This is a genomic window from Pseudomonas monteilii NBRC 103158 = DSM 14164, from assembly GCF_000730605.1.
Taxonomy (GTDB): Bacteria; Pseudomonadota; Gammaproteobacteria; order Pseudomonadales; family Pseudomonadaceae; genus Aquipseudomonas; species Aquipseudomonas monteilii.
Map to the genome: position 1 here is coordinate 20035 of NZ_BBIS01000058.1, position 16400 is coordinate 36434.

At 52.7% G+C, this 16400-nt stretch carries 15 protein-coding genes; 11 read left to right on the top strand and 4 right to left on the bottom strand.

Annotated elements, in window-relative coordinates:
• Window positions 1–69: 69 nt before the first annotated feature.
• From PM2_RS25670 to PM2_RS25680, 3 genes are all read right to left on the bottom strand, one after another.
• Window positions 70–663, bottom strand: coding sequence for a thiol:disulfide interchange protein DsbA/DsbL (locus PM2_RS25670; protein WP_042132602.1), 594 nt, complete (start codon window positions 661–663; stop codon window positions 70–72).
• Entirely contained in the window at window positions 596–2230 is a 1635-nt protein-coding gene (locus tag PM2_RS25675; protein ID WP_016486970.1) for a GspE/PulE family protein, read from the bottom strand. Before PM2_RS25675 ends, PM2_RS25670 begins: the two co-directional genes overlap by 68 nt.
• 288 nt (window positions 2231–2518) lie before the next feature.
• The gene (locus PM2_RS25680) at window positions 2519–2950 is read right to left on the bottom strand and encodes a lytic transglycosylase domain-containing protein (protein ID WP_016486971.1); all 432 of its coding nucleotides are present in this window, start codon (window positions 2948–2950) and stop codon (window positions 2519–2521) included.
• Between the two features lie 48 nt (window positions 2951–2998).
• On the opposite strand from PM2_RS25680, the gene PM2_RS25685 reads away from it, so the two are divergent.
• The 11 genes from PM2_RS25685 (at window position 2999) to PM2_RS25730 (ending at window position 15505) form a co-directional block, all read left to right on the top strand.
• On the top strand, window positions 2999–3958 hold the full coding sequence (locus tag PM2_RS25685) for a tetratricopeptide repeat protein (RefSeq protein WP_016486972.1): 960 nt from the start codon (window positions 2999–3001) through the stop codon (window positions 3956–3958).
• Window positions 3959–4617: 659 nt separating this feature from the next.
• Complete coding sequence (locus PM2_RS25690) at window positions 4618–5034, top strand: hypothetical protein (protein WP_016486975.1); 417 nt, start codon at window positions 4618–4620, stop codon at window positions 5032–5034.
• A complete protein-coding gene (locus PM2_RS25695) occupies window positions 5031–6185 on the top strand; it encodes a hypothetical protein (protein ID WP_016486976.1) in 1155 nt (384 codons plus the stop codon). Before PM2_RS25690 ends, PM2_RS25695 begins: the two co-directional genes overlap by 4 nt.
• Window positions 6186–6200: 15 nt before the next feature.
• The gene (locus tag PM2_RS25700) at window positions 6201–7826 is read left to right on the top strand and encodes a conjugal transfer protein TraN (protein WP_080641047.1); all 1626 of its coding nucleotides are present in this window, start codon (window positions 6201–6203) and stop codon (window positions 7824–7826) included.
• A gap of 259 nt (window positions 7827–8085) precedes the next feature.
• On the top strand, window positions 8086–8553 hold the full coding sequence (locus PM2_RS25705) for a membrane protein (protein WP_016486979.1): 468 nt from the start codon (window positions 8086–8088) through the stop codon (window positions 8551–8553).
• A gap of 267 nt (window positions 8554–8820) precedes the next feature.
• Window positions 8821–10083, top strand: a complete 1263-nt coding sequence (locus PM2_RS31650; RefSeq protein WP_231995373.1) for a DEAD/DEAH box helicase — start codon at window positions 8821–8823, stop codon at window positions 10081–10083.
• The gene (locus PM2_RS31655) at window positions 10013–10615 is read left to right on the top strand and encodes a helicase-related protein (RefSeq protein ID WP_080641048.1); all 603 of its coding nucleotides are present in this window, start codon (window positions 10013–10015) and stop codon (window positions 10613–10615) included. Before PM2_RS31650 ends, PM2_RS31655 begins: the two co-directional genes overlap by 71 nt.
• 101 nt (window positions 10616–10716) lie before the next feature.
• Window positions 10717–11271: a hypothetical protein gene (locus tag PM2_RS25715; protein ID WP_169739403.1), complete on the top strand. Its 555-nt coding sequence runs from the start codon at window positions 10717–10719 to the stop codon at window positions 11269–11271.
• An 80-nt stretch (window positions 11272–11351) separates the two neighbouring features.
• Entirely contained in the window at window positions 11352–13079 is a 1728-nt protein-coding gene (locus tag PM2_RS25720; RefSeq protein ID WP_016486983.1) for a VWA domain-containing protein, read from the top strand.
• 124 nt (window positions 13080–13203) lie between these two features.
• Window positions 13204–14268: an AAA family ATPase gene (locus PM2_RS25725; protein ID WP_016486984.1), complete on the top strand. Its 1065-nt coding sequence runs from the start codon at window positions 13204–13206 to the stop codon at window positions 14266–14268.
• A 115-nt stretch (window positions 14269–14383) separates the two neighbouring features.
• A complete protein-coding gene (locus PM2_RS25730; protein ID WP_016486985.1) occupies window positions 14384–15505 on the top strand; it encodes a DUF3150 domain-containing protein in 1122 nt (373 codons plus the stop codon).
• 55 nt (window positions 15506–15560) lie between these two features.
• Here the strand turns inward: PM2_RS25730 and PM2_RS25735 are convergent, their stop codons facing one another.
• Window positions 15561–16262, bottom strand: coding sequence for an XRE family transcriptional regulator (locus tag PM2_RS25735; RefSeq protein ID WP_231995374.1), 702 nt, complete (start codon window positions 16260–16262; stop codon window positions 15561–15563).
• Between the last annotated feature and the right edge of the window lie 138 nt (window positions 16263–16400).

The window sequence follows — 16400 nt, forward strand, 5'->3', positions numbered from 1 at the left end:
GCAAAACCCCCGACGGTACGGGGGTTAGGCGTATTCACAAGCTTTATCGGACAGACCAAACAACCAGTATTAACGCTCTTGCATCACCTTAGAGATCATACCGTTGGCCAGGTTCATATAGAGTGCACTATCGCCTGAGACATCGTCAGGCGTGATCACATATTTACCGCTGATCACCATGGACGGTGTGGCGTCGACGCCATACGTGAGGAGCTTGGCAAATGCTCTCTCCAGCCTTTGTTGCGTGACGTTATGCCAGGCCTCATTGAAACCCTGGACGTTTGCCATCGCTACCGCTCTCGACCACGTGCCGGGGTCCTCCATTGTCATGCCGTTTTGCTGGATCAGCGTATAGGCCGCTGACATGAATGCAGCAACTCGGTTCGGATCTGCATCCTGGACAGCGAAGAATGCACGAGCAGCCAAGTAATTCCCTTTGTCGGGAACCGCCACAGGAATGAATTCAGCTGACCAGCCGGGCGGCAGCGTTTTGGCCCAGCGTGAGAAGGTCTGGTCGTATGAAGCGCAGACTGGGCACGCAAACGAGAAGAACACAACTACTTTGTGACTGTCTTCAGCCTGAGCCGAAACCTCCCTATACGGCAGCGATGGCTGCAACTCCTGCGCTATTGAGAGAACTGGTGTGGCCAGTACGGCTGCCATAGCCATCTGCACTATAAACTTCTTCATATAACCGTTCCTTGCTGATCAGGTTCTGCTCGATGAGCATGTCGAAAATCGATTCTTGATTACGCTCGGTACGCCACAGTTCAACAGTTTCCTTCAGTGCCCTGAAGTTAATTTCTCGGGCGGCGGCCAGGTCGTTCAAAAACTCGACAGCACCCTCGGTGAAGCCAAGCGCATATACCACGTCATCTTGGGAGACTAACTTCAGATCGATGAGGGCTTGCCCGAATTTTTTCACCTTTCCTTCAATAGTGCAGCGGAGTTGCAGCTCGGCTGCCTGATTCGCTTGTGTAAAGGTGATTTTGCCTTGCGCAATCAGAACATCGCCGATGCGTCTGACTGTCGGCTTAACTGAGTCGTCTTTAATCAGGGTCCGTATCCGTGCCATAGTGGTTACGCCATCAGTCACCATCCGCACTGCAGATTGGCCTAACGTGTCGAATTGGTTTTGTCGCGCAGCAGCATTAAGAACTGTCATCTCGCTACCGCCACTGACTATGGCGGCGCGTACTTGCTTATCCGATCTAATAAGTTCAATGATTGGACATTTACCAGAGAATGCATCTTTCGATGTCGCAAGTGGTACGTCTCCAGTCACTGCTGGTAGCCCATTTTTCTTCAACCACATACGCTCAACATCATTTATGGGCGTCCACTCATGCTCTATATCTGCCCGCAGAGTAGGGACCAGTCTTTGCGCAATCACGCCAATTAGAACGGAAGCGAGTGTCTGGGCGTCGACACCCAGATCAATGATCCGCGGGACAGCTTGAGCGGCACTGTTGGAGTGCAAGGTGGCGAATACCAGGTGGCCGGTGTTCGCAGCCTGAATGGCAATTTGCGCGGTTTCCTGGTCACGAATCTCACCGATCAGAATGACGTCTGGATCCTGACGCAACAGGGCCCGAAGACCCAAGGCGAAACTGAGCTGGGGTGTAACGTTGATTTGGACAAAACCCTTGACCACGTACTCAACAGGATGCTCGATCGTACAGATGTTGAGCGTTCCATCATTGATTGCGTTGAGTGCAGCGTAGAGGGTGGTGGTTTTTCCTGAGCCGGTTGGACCTGTGACGAGGATCAACCCTTGAGGCTCGTTGATCATCTCGCGGAAAGCATGCTCAACCAGCATTGGCATCCTGATGCGTTCTAGGTCCATAGACGCGTTTTCTTGATCGAGCAACCGGCATACGATTTTTTGCCCGTTGTGGCTTGGAACCAAGCTCACTCGAACTTCTAGCTCAATACCCGGATATCTCAACCCGATGCGCCCGTCGATGGGAATCTGATGCTGAGAGAGGTCCATGGTGGCTCGCGATCGAATTTTCGTATCGATCATTTTGCCCATCACCGGCTCTACGGTATCAAAGTGCCTGAGCTTACCGTCTTCACGCAATTGGATATGCACTTGCCCTTGAACCCACTGAAAATGAATATCCGGAATTCTATTCTGAGCAGCCTTCAGGAATAAATCATTCAAGTACGTGGCCGCAGGCTTATCCGATTGCGAGTTGAAAATAAAGAGATCTGGTTCTTTTGCCACAGTCAGCTCCTATTTAGCCTGGCCGCTAGAGCAAGTGAGTTCTGGGCCATAGAACAAACGCGAGATGAAATTTTGCACGGATTTATCGGCTGCAATGCTCCAAAGCAGCAAATCAATCCGTGAGTCAGTACTGAGATAGTTTGTGCCAGCCCAACGAACCGCATCAAAAACTACTCGTATCGGTAAAGCCCCTCGATCTACTCGCTCACAGGGCTCTTCAGGCGATACCGTGTACAGTATCCACCCGAATAACAGGACAGCAAAACAACTGCTGAATATCTGTTTCATTTATAGACCACCATAGTTGCTCATGACTTTCTGAATATATATTCGCTGACTTTTCTCGTTGGGACTGTTGTATGCGCCAACAGCTTTCCAGACGTGGCCGTGAGAGGCGATGTTGCTTGCTAGGATCCACGCCCCAACATTTGCACTGACACAGCGATCTAAAAGCTCTTTCTCACCGATGCCGTATTTCGACAGCGCAGGGAGCCAAGATGAGTTGATCTGCATCAGCCCAATGTCCCAGCTGCCATCGCTGTTCTTAGGGCTCACTGCGTCAGCTTTACCCGGGCGATTTTCGGTGACCTGGATGGCGCGGAGCAGCTTCTCGCTGACCCTATAGCGGGCAGCAGCGTCGGCGAAGCAGTCCGCGTGAGCAGCCGAGGACATCTCGGTCAGCACACCTGCCAGAAGCAAAAGGAGGGATAGTTTTTTCATGCGCTTAAGAATACATTACGCGTATCAATAAACAAGGTGTATCAGAACATGGCTTTATCGAATCGACTGCCGGCCTTGTTGGCGCTGCCCCTAGCGCTCGCCAGCGTCACCTGTGCAGCTGACAGCTCCGTAAACACTTCCGCCGCTGCGTACTTCAGTAGCCAAGCCGCTGGGGACTCCGGCCTTCCAGATATCTCCTCTGCCATGAAGGGGCTGCTCTCTAGCGCCCGAGAGGGAGGCGACGTGCTTCGGACGTGGGCAGCCTACAAGGCCGGAGATAAGGCCGCACTGCCGAAGCTTTTTGAACTCGCCCAGGGCGGGAATAGCCGAGCACAGAACGTGGTGGGCTATCTGCTGGATCACGGCGAAGGCGTCAAGAAGGACAGCGCTGCCGCTGCCGCATATTTCTCAGCCGCCAGCACTGACTACCCCCTTGCTAGGTACAATCTGGCCGTCCTTACCTTACTTGGCCGTGGTGTTGCGAAGGATGAGGCCAAGGCGATGGAGATGTTCGAGTCTTCTGTGAAGGACGCATCCGTCGACCTCGCCGCTGTACGCCTGTCACTCTACTACCTCAACAAAGGCGACCGTGACAGGGCCTGGACATGGGCAAACGAAGGCGCCAATCGCGGTAACGTGACTGCCTACTACCTCCTTGGGCGCATGCTCTACGAGCGGGGAGAGTATCAGGAAGCGTACAACTGGCTGACGAAGGCGGCGCAAGCCAGCGAGCCCAACGCACCGGCTATCCTCTCGGCCATGTACAAAAATGGCCATAGCATGAATCAGAACAAGAAGATGGCTGCTTCCTGGTGGATGATCTACGTCGGCCTTAACAAGGGAAAACCGGGGATGAATTCGGGTGGCATATCGTCCTTCGGGCTCAGCTCAAAAGAGCAGAACGACGCGACCAGCTTCGCAACCAACTGGCTTGCGACGCATAAGCACATGAAGCGCCCTGACTACGACGCCACACTGCTCCAGGCCAACAGGAACGACAAATCTTGACTCCAGACGTACAGCGCCGCGGCTAGCAAAGCCAAGCCAAGAATGGGCCACGAGATGAGGGCCAATCGCCAGTCTGTCCTCGATGGCCAGCAGTGCAGGATTATCGGCCCTGCCAGAATCCAACAGCTCAGATCCACCAAAGTCAGTCCCCCCGAATGATTCGAGGTTCGCCAAAAGGCGAGCGCATAAAGGCCTGGCAAGGCAAATAGGGGCGCAAGAGCAGTTATCCAGGCATTCGCCCAGGTCAGGCGCTCGAACTCTACTGACCCTAGGATAATTTGATTCCCTTCGCGGCGGGGTATGAGCGACATTCCGACTGGCTTCGCCTTCGTGAAATACCCCACCAGGAGGTGGGCTATTTCATGGGACAGAACCCCAGCGCTCCTAAGTAGAGACGTTGCTAGCCACCGGGGTGGCAACGCTCTGACGACAACTGCCATTGCGAGCATCGGCACCACGTAACCACGAGGGCTTGCGAACGCAAACTCCATCGTGGCGCGATAGAACTCATCCACCGTGTCGACCTCGCACAATTGTCCTTCAGCATTGGTTACCGGGCGGCGATCGGCACGGCCTCATACAAATCTATCAGATTGCTTTCGATGCCTGAACTGACTTACAGTTACGTGTAAAATACTGTCAGTATCTGGAAAGCAAAAATGCGATTCAAGACCAACCTTTTGGCCCTGTGCACCTCCCTCATCGTCCTTGGCGCAGCATCCTTCACAGCGCACGCCGACACCTCGAAAGAAATTCTGATCGAAGCCGTGAAAACCGGCCACGCATCCGCCGAATTAACCGGGGACCAAGCTGACGTCTGGAAAGCCAAAACCCACTCACGCGAACCAGTCATGGTGGAGGCCAAGGTCGTTGAGCAACTCCAGCAGCCCGGCTGCGCCCGCGTAGCAATCCAGTTCACGCAGCAAGAGGTACCCAAGGTCAACGGCGGCTCCGGCCCACTCGAAGTTGGCTGGGGGATGAACGTCTGTGAAGACGGCTCCCCACCGGCAGACCCAAGCCTGTTCACTCAAGACCCGCACTCGCCAACCAAGGTTAACAAGGTTCAATCCCAATGAAATTCAGCACGCAAAGCTTACTGACCTTGGCCGCGGCTCTGGTGCTATCTAGCACTGCTGGGGCTGACCCACACTCTGAGGGAACGGAGCTTGGCAAGTCTAACCTCAGTAAACTGTCCTCCAATGTGACTTCCTCCAATGCCAAGGCGATGCCGTTCTATACGGACACTCCGTCGCAATCCTCTCAGTTTGGTAGTACCTCTCTCTTCAACGTCGGAACCGCACGGATCAATAGTTGCAAAACAGAACCCGATGGCACCGACCAGATAGCGAACCAAGAGTGTGATGCTGTCAACTTCCTGGCCAAGAATCCATATGAGCGTGTCAAAGTCGATGTGGACGAGAATGATCCGATCATCAGTGGTATTGGAGAGATCATCAACAACGCTAAGCCTGGTGACATTACCGAGAATTGCGGAACAAAAACAACAACAACACCTGATATCTACTCCACTGAGGTTTGCAACATCTACAATCTAAGTGAAGAGAAGTACTGCTCCATGGGCCAGGTAGTTGATGTTGACGCCAAAGCCAACTTTCAGTGCAATGTAACGCACAACGCCGTGGAACGAGTCGCTTGCGACAAGTACTTAACCATGGTTTGCGAACCCCCAATTGTTGGCTGTGACAACGGCGGAATTGTTCCAGGTTCTACTCAAGCAGACATGTATACGTCATGGACCTTGGCAAATTCAAATGGCACATACGCCCTGCAATTTGGTTCGATTGGTGATAACTACTGGAAAGCTGGAATGTATGATCGATCCCTTGAGTTCAAAGTCAAGGATCCAAATCAACTTTCAGAATTCGTCCTCGCCTCAATATCGTTCGACGACTACATAATAATTAAGTTAAATGGAAATTTTATCTACAGCGGCCCGGTTGGTGGGACTAGTTTGGAAATTGTCAATGGGAAGGTGGATGTTGGCGATGGCGTACTTAGAAGACTTGACCTTGAGCGCAACAACACTGTCAAACCCAATATAAACCTAGTCCCCTACCTAGTATCAGGAACAAACAGACTAGAAACAAGAACCGCCGTCGGCGGAACAGGCGAAACATATATAACAATCAACGCCAGGATGCTCTGCAATGGACCGTGCACCGAAACATGGACAGATCAATGCAGTGCGCTAAACGCTCGCCTCTAAACCTGGGATGTAGACATGAGCTGTATAAAAAAATCACACGAAGGCGAAGTAATCAGTTTTAGTTTTATTTTACTGATTATTCTAATGGCGTTTCCGTTCAGTGGTTCTGCACTTGCTGGTGACTGTCGAATCACAGGACAGACATGTGTAGAGGGTCCTGAAACGAGAAACATAGCCGGCAATATGATTTACAAGGCGTGCTGGAGGTACAGATCTACTTATGAGTGTATCAAGCCAGACTCGGTAGACTACTGTGCGGCCATATCAAAAGTTGCGGGTTGTTATCAGACATCCACGTCCTGCATCTCAACCGCATGGAACGGAACCTGTTTGGTGGAGCAGCGCACCTACCGCTGCGACAACCCGGCAACAACGAAACCGTCGAACACAGTCCAACTGGACAACACCTATACCATCGTTCGCGATGAACTGGACACCAGCCAATGTAACCCACTGGCTACCAACCCACTGTGCTACATCGCTTCGCACACGTGTATTGAAGGCCCGGAAACCCGCGTAATAAACGGATTACCAGTCTATAAGGCATGCTGGAAATACCAGGACGACTACTCTTGTATCAATCCGGAAAAAGAAAGCGATTGTCAGCAATACGAGGATAAAGGCTGCTCAAAAATCGACGAAACCTGTATCGAGAGCACTGATCCAATTGGCTGCGTCATGGCCCAGGTCACATATAGCTGCATTACAAAAAAAGGTGAGACAACTACAACCGAGGACTGCAGCACGAAGGTTTCCTGCTATGAGGGTGTTTGCTGGGATACAAGTTACCCTTCGGATACTGATTTCGCCAAAGCTGTTGCAGCCAAAGAGGCCGCACGTGAAGCCGGCGTTTATGGTTCAGATGGTGAGCTGTTCGGAGGGGAAGATGAGTCATGCCGTAAGGGGTATGGTGGCATCAAAAACTGCTGTGGAAAAAGTGGTGGAGCTGAAACTAATTTTTCAATTATGGGCCAGGTAGCCACCACAGTAGGGGGTGGCTTAGCGAGCTATGGCTCGAAGTACATGTATGACTTTGCATACAATAACGTCGAGTGGGTGAAGCAAGGTGCCTCTGCGCTGGGAGCCGCGGCTCCCTCCGCTCCAACCCTTAGCTTCAGTGTCTACGGGCTGAGCTATGCAGTGGGTGGTGCAGCAGCTGTTCCCGCAACGGGACTATTAGGCGGGCCTGTTTATGCTCTGGGAAATGGTTTTTACTTCGACCCATACAGCTTTGCGATTGCGGTTGCAATTCAAGTGGTGATGGAGCTCAAGTCGTGCGAGCCTGAAGAGCAGCAACTGGGGATGCACCGCGGTGCAAATCTCTGCCACTTCGTCGGCAGCTACTGCTCCAAGAAAGTGTTTGGTGCCTGCCTGGAGACAACTGAAGCCTACTGCTGCTACAACTCGATCTTGGCGAAGATCATCAACGAGCAGGGCAAGCCGCAGATCGGGAAGGGCTGGGGAACGCCCGAGAGTCCTAGTTGTGGAGGATTTACGGTTGAAGAGTTCCAGCAAATCGACTTCTCAGCGCTCGACCTGTCTGAGTTTGTAGATGACATCATGAATGCGACCGTTCTTCCAGAGGTAGAAGACATTCAGAGTGACATCTCGCAGAAAGCCAGCGAGAACACATACAACTAAATCAAACCTACTGTGCGGCCCCGCGGATAAGCGGGGCTTTTTTTTGCGGATTTTCTAGCCCGCCCCGCGCAAATATGCGCCAGACCACGGGCTGATTAATGTGAGGCCTAAGAGATGAGTTACACGAGCACATAACGGCTCCTGATTTTTTTTTGCTGCGATTTACAAGCGCGTGTTGCACATACCGTCAATGTGAAGCTAACCAAAGATCCTCAAATCCGCGCTCTCAAAGCAAACCTCTAATTCAAGGATGCATATTATGAAAAAGCTCATCGCTACTCTGCTGATCATCACCACGGCTACTGTCATGTCTGGCTGCGCTTCGAATATGACCAGCCGGGACTACTCCCAAGCAACTGCTATGCAGAAAATGAAGGTTGAGCTCGGCGTTGTCTACTCAGTCCGTGACGTGAAAATCAACGGGAAGCCTTCACCGATCGGCGGTATGGCTGGTGGTGCCCTCGGAGCGATCGCCGGCAGCAATGGCGGTGGTGGTTTGGGACAACTGGCCGTAATGGTTGTCGCTGGCGCGGTCGGCGCAGCGATTGGTGCAGCAGTCGACAAGAAAGCCCATGATGCTGACGGGATCGAAATCACTGTGAAAATGAGCAGCGACGGCAGCTTGCAGGCCGTCACCCAGGCCAAAGATCCAGCAGAGACCTTTGCCCCTGGTGATTCGGTTCGTTTGATCACAGGCCAAACAGGCGACTCTCGGGTCAGCCACTAAAAAGTTGCACCCCAAAGCCCTAGACGACATACATCGTCTAGGGCTTTTTTGCGCCAAGCACTTTTGATTCTCATGGGTTATAGTTACGCGTGACTATCCATCCTCGATCACCAGCCACGAAATCTGATTATGCATGACATAGGGCGACTTACTCGCTTGGGGTTCACAACGCTGCCCGAGTGCCTTTTGACGGTACCAAAGGAATACAGGGACTTTCACGAGCCCATTGAGGTGCTTCCCTTGCCAGATATCGGGCAGGCCTCATACATGGCTCTGACCTTGATTGAGCGAGCGATCTTTGATCGTAGCGGCGTTGCACTGCAAGAAGTCAAAGGAGCGTTCCGCGGATACGTCAAGGTGGTTGACGGGCGAGGGCAGCGCTTGCACATCAACTTGATAGGTAAGCCTTCGATCGAACCGTGGATGGGGTACGACTTTGGCGCAACTGTGCACACTTACGGTGAGGTGGTCACCTTCGAAGGGCGGCCTACCATGTCGAATCCGATGGTCATACCTCCGGCGATGATTGGACGTGTGATGCCTGTCTACCAGGGCAAGCAGAATCAGGTGAGCGCCGAAGTTCTTGGCGAAGCCGTCACCGCGGCTATGGCGCACATCAATGAGGCCACCTGCCTGTTGCTGGAACAGGCCCTGATGCACGAGGATGACTTTCGAAAGTTCACAGGCCTCAACGACCCTGCTGACTTGCTACGCAACCTGCATTCACCCCTTTCAGTCCGGGAGGGAGAGGAGGCGGTGAGAATTGCCAAGGCCGTCTGCATACAGGCGTTGGTTAATCGCGTCGAAGCGCATCGGAACCGCCCGGCAGTGAAGGGGGCTCTCCTGCGAATCGACCGGGACCAGGTGGCTGACCTGATCAAGCGAGCACCTTTCAAGCCTTCTGCTGACCAGCTCCAAGCAATCGATGAGATCGTGTCAGACCTAAGGTCACCCTATCCAATGCAGCGCATATTGTCGGGCGATGTCAGTACCGGCAAGTCATTCACGTTCATGATTCCAGCCGCCGCGAGCTATCTCGCTGGGGCCAGGGTCGCCATTATCGCGCCTGGCCAGATCCTCGCGCAGCAACTGGCGGCTGAGCTGAGCAGCCTCTTTTACGAGATTCCAGTTGTCACCGTTGTAGGCCCTGCTGGGAAAGCCAAGATCGACCTGTCATCTGGAATCGTGGTGGGCACCACAGCAGTTATTTCTGCAGCAAGCAAAGAAGGGATCGTCTTTGACCTGGTCATCGCTGACGAGCAGCAACGATTCTCTGTAGCTCAGCGAAAGAAGCTCATCGCGCCTCATACCAACTTCCTTGAATCAACAGCAACCGCGATCCCGCGAACAGTGGCGCTGGTCCAACTGGGCGGGCTACCGATCTCAATCCTGAGGTCCACCCCGGTACCGCGGGATATCGTCACAAGGATCATCACCCACAACGCCAGGCAGAAACTGCATGATCTGGTTATGCAGATCATCAAACAGGGCGGACAGGCTGCGTTCGTCTATCCCCGTGGTGAATGGTGAGGCAGACACTCGGAATGCTGTGGAGGCAGCCTACGAACGTTTCCGGAGGCTTCTGGGAGACGATGTAGGTTACATTCACGGCAGCCTTCCCGAGTCGGCCAAAACTGAAACCATAGAGAAGATGAAATCTGGCCAAATCAAGCTGTTAGTCGCCTCAACTGTGATCGAGGTTGGGGTAACCTTCCCGGGTTTGACACTGATGGTTGCAGTGAGTCCAGAACACTTCGGCGTAGCTCAGTTGCACCAGCTCCGTGGCCGAGTAGCTCGGAAAGGAGGCCGCGGATTCTTCATCATGTATCTACCCAGTCCAATCAAACAGTCAGCGTCCTCACGCTTGAGGCTGCTGACCGCTTGCAATGACGGGTTTGTACTGGCCGAAAAGGATGCGGAGAGTCGCGGCTATGGCGATCTTAGCCTAGAGGGCGAGAGACAATCTGGTGCCACGCGACCTCTATTTTTTGGCCTGAGCCTCACTCGTGGTGAAATAGAGGCCGGGGCTGTACAAGCGGGCCTCATTCCGGCTCAGCAATAGATAGGGAGGTCAAATTGGCCGCAAAATCAACACCGCTCGCAGTCAAGGTAGCGATTTACCAGCGGCTACTCGCAGGGGACATAGCCCGGGATGTCGGCCGCATGTATGTCATCAGCCTGCCTACCATCTGGAAGTATGCGAATGACGCCGTCGCTGAGCTGCGCCTGCTTGAGGCAGTTGAGAGTTCGCCAATACTCATAGGCTTCTTGAGTCGAACCGTCAAAATCCAATGCTTCCAGTATGTGGACGACGAGGTCGTGCGTGATCTGATGGCACCGATCTTGGAGCCATACCTTAGCCAGGCAGAGAAAATAAACTTCGCTGGTCGCGAGAGCGCTGATCAACCGCTGTCGACCAGGGTAAGTCGGACAACCGAAGAGGACTTTCAAGCGATCGTCGCAGAGATGTCGCAGTCATCCCATCCAGGCCTCACACCCTCTGCACTCCTGCGCGACATTGTCGAGGACTATATCGCCCGTTACAAAGCCAACGGGCGGGCGCTACTGCCACCCCTAGACCATCAATCACTGTCGCCGGCCCCAGTACAGCCTCCAGCGCCTTCACTTGACGGCGAAGCACTGATGAAGGACCTCCATGGTGCTCTTCGCGACCAGTTGATGAAGCATGGCATCGAGCTGCCATTGACTGACCAGTGATCTTCTAATCACGTGTCAAGCATCCCCCTTTGTAAGGCGTAGGCATAGCCGATGCCGTCATTCAACAACAGGGGATATCCATGGATCTCGCTCAAGCGCAGCTTCCTGCAAAGTCCAACGTCTCGATGCGTCACATTTACCTTTACACCCATCTGCTGATCGCGGAAGCGAACAAGGCGGGTCGACGGGTGCGCATCATCTGGGGGAATATCAAAACGGCTTCGATTGGCCCTGATCACCAGGAGTCTGGCGGGTTGCTACTGACCTTGCCACAGACTGCTGCTATGGGTACTGATGAAGATCTCGAACTGATTAATGGTCTACTCGACCATGAAATCCTCTGCCATGGCCTTCACACGGATTTCTCCGTCGTGATGAAACCAGATATCTCCGGAACATTGCTGAACGTTCTTGAGGATCCGCGTGGTGAGCTTTTGGCAAAGCCACGCTTTCGTGGAGCCAACACCAATATCCACAACGCCCTAAAGATCCTGAAGAAAAGAGGGATTTTTCACGGGCCTATCGCTGGCCAAGAAACCCCTCAGTCAATCTTGGTCGCCTGGCTGGTCACTGAGCTTCGTAGCGAGCTCCTTGAACAAACCTGCCTGCAGGAGTTCTCTGTCGCTTATCGTGCTCTTGCTGTCGAAACTTTTGGTTCGGCGCTGGTTGATCAAGTCAAGGCTATTGCTGTGAAAGGCTGCAATGCACCAGATACTCTGGGAGCAAACAAAGCTGCTAATGAAATTGTCGATCTGCTGAAACTTGCCAAGGACCAACAAACAGCTGCGCCCAAGCAAGGCCCTGGTAGCCCGTCCGAGACGCAAGGCGAGCCCGGTTCTCCGGGTCAGACTGAAGGGAAAGGTCAACCAGGAGATATCTCAGACGCTCTCAACCAAGTCCTTAGCGCAAGCCAGAGTGACTGCGGAAGTTACGCAAAAGGACTGGAAGATATAATTTGCTCTAGCCTGCCTGGGATCAATCAGAATCGGGCTGGCGGATATCAACCAGACTTATCAAACGAGATGCAGGAAATGAGTCTGTCGAAGTCTGGTGGGTCATTTGAAAATCGACGCCTTCTTCGGGCTGGTGCTCAGAAAACGGCAGCAATGCTATCTGCAACCTTCGAGCAGTTTATTGAAGCTATTACTCAAAATGAAGTTTTGACAACAAATGAGGGAAGACTCAACACCAGAAAACTTTGGCGGTACGCAGTAGGCGACGATCAGATCTTCACCAAAAGAAAGCAAGCGGAGGAAATCGACACCTGCTTTTATTTGTTGGGTGATGAAAGTTTGTCCATGAAAAGTCGACTTGGACCCGAACCTGAAAAAGATAAGGACGACAACAGGATCACAGCGCAAGAAGCTTGTAACCGTGTTTCGGTCGCAGTGGGTGAGGTGCTGAATAATACGTCCATACCTGTCGGAATTGCCACTTACAACACAGTGGTTCGGGAATGGCACGCATTTGAAGATAGCTTGGCTAGCACGCTGCAACGGTATATGCCTACTCCCAAGGGACAAACGAAAACTCACCTTGCTGTGGTATGGGCGCTGAAGAAACTCATTGACCGGCCAGAGGCGCGCAGGATCCTGATTGTGATCACCGATGGCGACCCAGGTAACAGCGACATGCTGAGGTCGGCCGTTGACGAGGCAGCGCTCATGGGAATCGAAGTACGCTTCGTCCTGATCGGTGATGAACACTACAACCTATTCCAGGATGCTGGGATGGCCTGTGGTGTAGCTAAGACTGACAACGACCTGGCTACAGCCGTATTTGCGGCGCTTAAGCAGGGTTTCGTATAGACCACAACGTAAGACCAGCCGGACTCCTTGGGGTCCGGTTTTTTTATTCTTCTACACGCGTGTTAGGCATCCCCTTGTACCAGGCCTTCGCAAGAGGCCATCCATTGCCTACAGGGAATCGATCATGACCGCTTTTCAGTCCATCAATGAGCCACAACTCGACGCCGTAATCGACACACTCAACCCAATCGCTGTTCGTCTTGCACCAGAAGTTTTTGGTACCGACGCGCCATTTTTTGTTGGCTTGCAGACCAAAATCTTCAAGGAAACCCGGTTCACCCCAAAAATTGTTCCGTACAGTTTTGATCCGGATTTACTAACTCGCTTGATCGTTTGGGCAGCCTCAGCTGGACTTGCACAGGACTTTTTCAAGGCCTCCATCAAGAAAGCGACCTACATTTACGGCCCCTCTGGCGCCGGCAAAACAACCCTGGTAGAGGCCTTCGCGTCACGGACGGGCAGATCGGTGTTTACAGTCCAGTGCTCAGAGGAGTCTACGCTTTCCGACCTGTTCGGTAGCTGGAAACTCTGCGGTCCTGACGGGATGCAGTGGATCTACGGGAAGGTGTGTCAGTGGGCTAAAACCCCTAACTCCATTCTTCTCCTGGACGAGTTCGATCAGTTACCACCTCAGATCCAAATGGGCCTCAACGGGATCCTCGATGGTAAGCCAATCTTCCTTGATCAGACTGGCGAGTTGATTCACATCGCGCCAGGTTGTTTGATCGCAGCTACCGGCAACACGAATGGTAGCGGTTCAGCTGGCGGTAAAGGAGGTAGTGCTGCGGGTTACAGGGGCACGAAGAAAATGAACATCGCCACGATTGACCGTTTCAACGTCATGTACTGCACCTACATGGAGGAAGGCCGGGAGGCCAGCCTCATTGTTGAGCAGACCGGCACCCCCGTGGTCATCGCGCAAGCGATGGCAACCCTGGCTGCCAAGATCAGAGCCAATTTCATTGCTCTGACTGAGGACGCAGGGGCTGGTGGCATGGCCCTTAACTTCACAATCACCACCCGGAACGTGCTGAACTGGGCGATGAACTACAGGCTGCTCATGCAGATGGGGAAAACGACCGAGGAAAGCCAAAAACTAGCTCTCCAAATGACGGTTCTGGATTTTGCTCGACACGATGAAGCCACGTCGATCTTGAAGACTTGGTCGACCATCGTCGGTACCGTTTAACGCCTCACCATACCCCGGTTCGCCGGGGTTTTTTCGTTTATGGGCGCCTGTGAGACATCTCCTGACACTGGGTCTTTCGCAAGGGATCCGTTCTTTCAATTTCAGGAGAGCCATCATGAGCACAACCAATCAAACCGATGACCTGGGTATCAGCATCCTTCAGGATGTGGTGCTTTTTGACTACATCATTGGTGGCAGCACCGGTGAGAAGACTGTTGATGGCGACGACTTCATCCGTGAGGTTGGCCGCATGCTGCCTTCAGGCTCGTTTGCCTGGGTCAACAAGTACCGGTCGGAAGCAAAGCGGGAGATTCTCAAGGTAGGGGTATCTCGCAAGGTGAACAATCGTATCCGAGGGTACTTCGTTCCTACTCAACACGCCAAAGAGCTTGCAAAAGTACTTAATGCGATTAAAGAGAAGTACCTAGAGGAGAAAGCTACATTCCTCAGCGGTCTTCCAAAAATGGTAGAGGACTGGGCTAGTTCGGCTACTAACGCAGGTGTAACACAGGGTGGTAAGTCTCGTGCAGACTTGATCCGCCAGCATGCTCCTCAGGTTTCAGTACTTGAAAGGATGCTGACATTCGACACTTCGGCGATTCGTATCAACGACACCAGCTACTTTGGTGAAGATGATGCGCTTCAAAAGGAGGTCAAAGGCCTAGTCGGGCAAGCTGCATTAGAGATTGCGGAGGACGTTAATCGCTCCTGGACTCGCAAAGGCAACGGGAAAACCACATCAAGGATCTTGGGCTTGATTCGTCGCGTTCAGGACAAAGCTGAAGCGATGAGCGTTCTCTCAAGCAAGTTTTCTAACCTGGAAAAGATGTGTGCTTCGGTATTAGCGGCTGTCCCTAGCGGACCGAGCATTGAAGGACTTGCTTACATTCAAGTATCAAGCTTGCTGTCATTCTGCATGGATCCTGAAAAGATTCTTGGAGATCATGCGACTGAGTTTGATCCGTTGAGTGTAGAAGCGTCAGATCCGGCCTCAGTAGTCGATCAAGACAACGCTTTCTTCAGTAATTCGGCGCCTTCCTCTGTTCAGCCACAAGTTGAACACGATGAGGTGACTATTGTCCCTGAAGTCTCTGTGATCCCACCACTTCCAACTGGTCGTAAGTCAGAAGATAATGTCTTCTTTGGAACAGCAGCTGATCAACCCGTAATCGAGCCTGAGAAGGCGGCAGCATCGGATACGAACTCGCAGGCATCAACAACTGCGTTCATTTTCTAACCCACAAAAAACCCCGGTCAATGGCCGGGGTTTCTTTTTTCTCTATGGATATGGATTAAGCAGTCGGCGAGCCTTTCAGATGAGGCAGCTCGATTTCCGCCTTAGCCAACAGCTGGCGCCCAGAGAGCTGCTCATACAGCAACACCATGGTCATGCGAACGGCAAGAGGAGTTTGATCCCATTCTTCCTGTTTCGGGATATAGCCAACCCAGGTGGGATCGCTGCCCATCTTCTCAATCGACAGCCAGAGTTGCTCATCAAGATCTTTTTTGTAGACAAAATCTTCTGGCGTGAAGAAATCAGCCAGGTTGTAAACTTGGATGAGCGGAAGACCAAGGAAGTCGGCCACCAACGACAGCTTTTCTTTGCCAAGCGACCGAATCTGGCGATTCCCGTTAGCCAGGGAGTTCCAGTAGATGACTGTGATACCCATGACATCGGCGATTGCACGGTCGGGCAGCCCTCGATCGACGATCACCTTCTTAATCAGCTTGACGAGGCGGGAGCCAGGCATGGTGTTTCGAGTGCTTTTTGCTGCAGGTGAAGTTTCTTTTGGCGCTGCTTTGGCCTTGGCTGAGGCACGAGGTCTCTTAGGCGTGGCGGCAGCCTGAGGAGCCTGTGCCTCGGCCTCAGCAACACGTTTTCGAGCTACTGGCTTTGCAGCAGCTTTTGCAGGTGCTTTTGCAGGTGCTTTGGCAGGCGCTTGAGACTGCCGTCCTGTCGATTCACTTGCGGTCTTGTCGCTAGCTTTGGGCATTGTGCGGCTCCGGTTTGGTCGCGGCGTCTAACATGATTCGGGACGCTCTCTAAACAAATAAAGCAGAGAAATCCAGTATTAAATGGAAAAGATTCTACACAGTTAACAACAAGATTCAAATCTCTTGTTCCGGTGGAA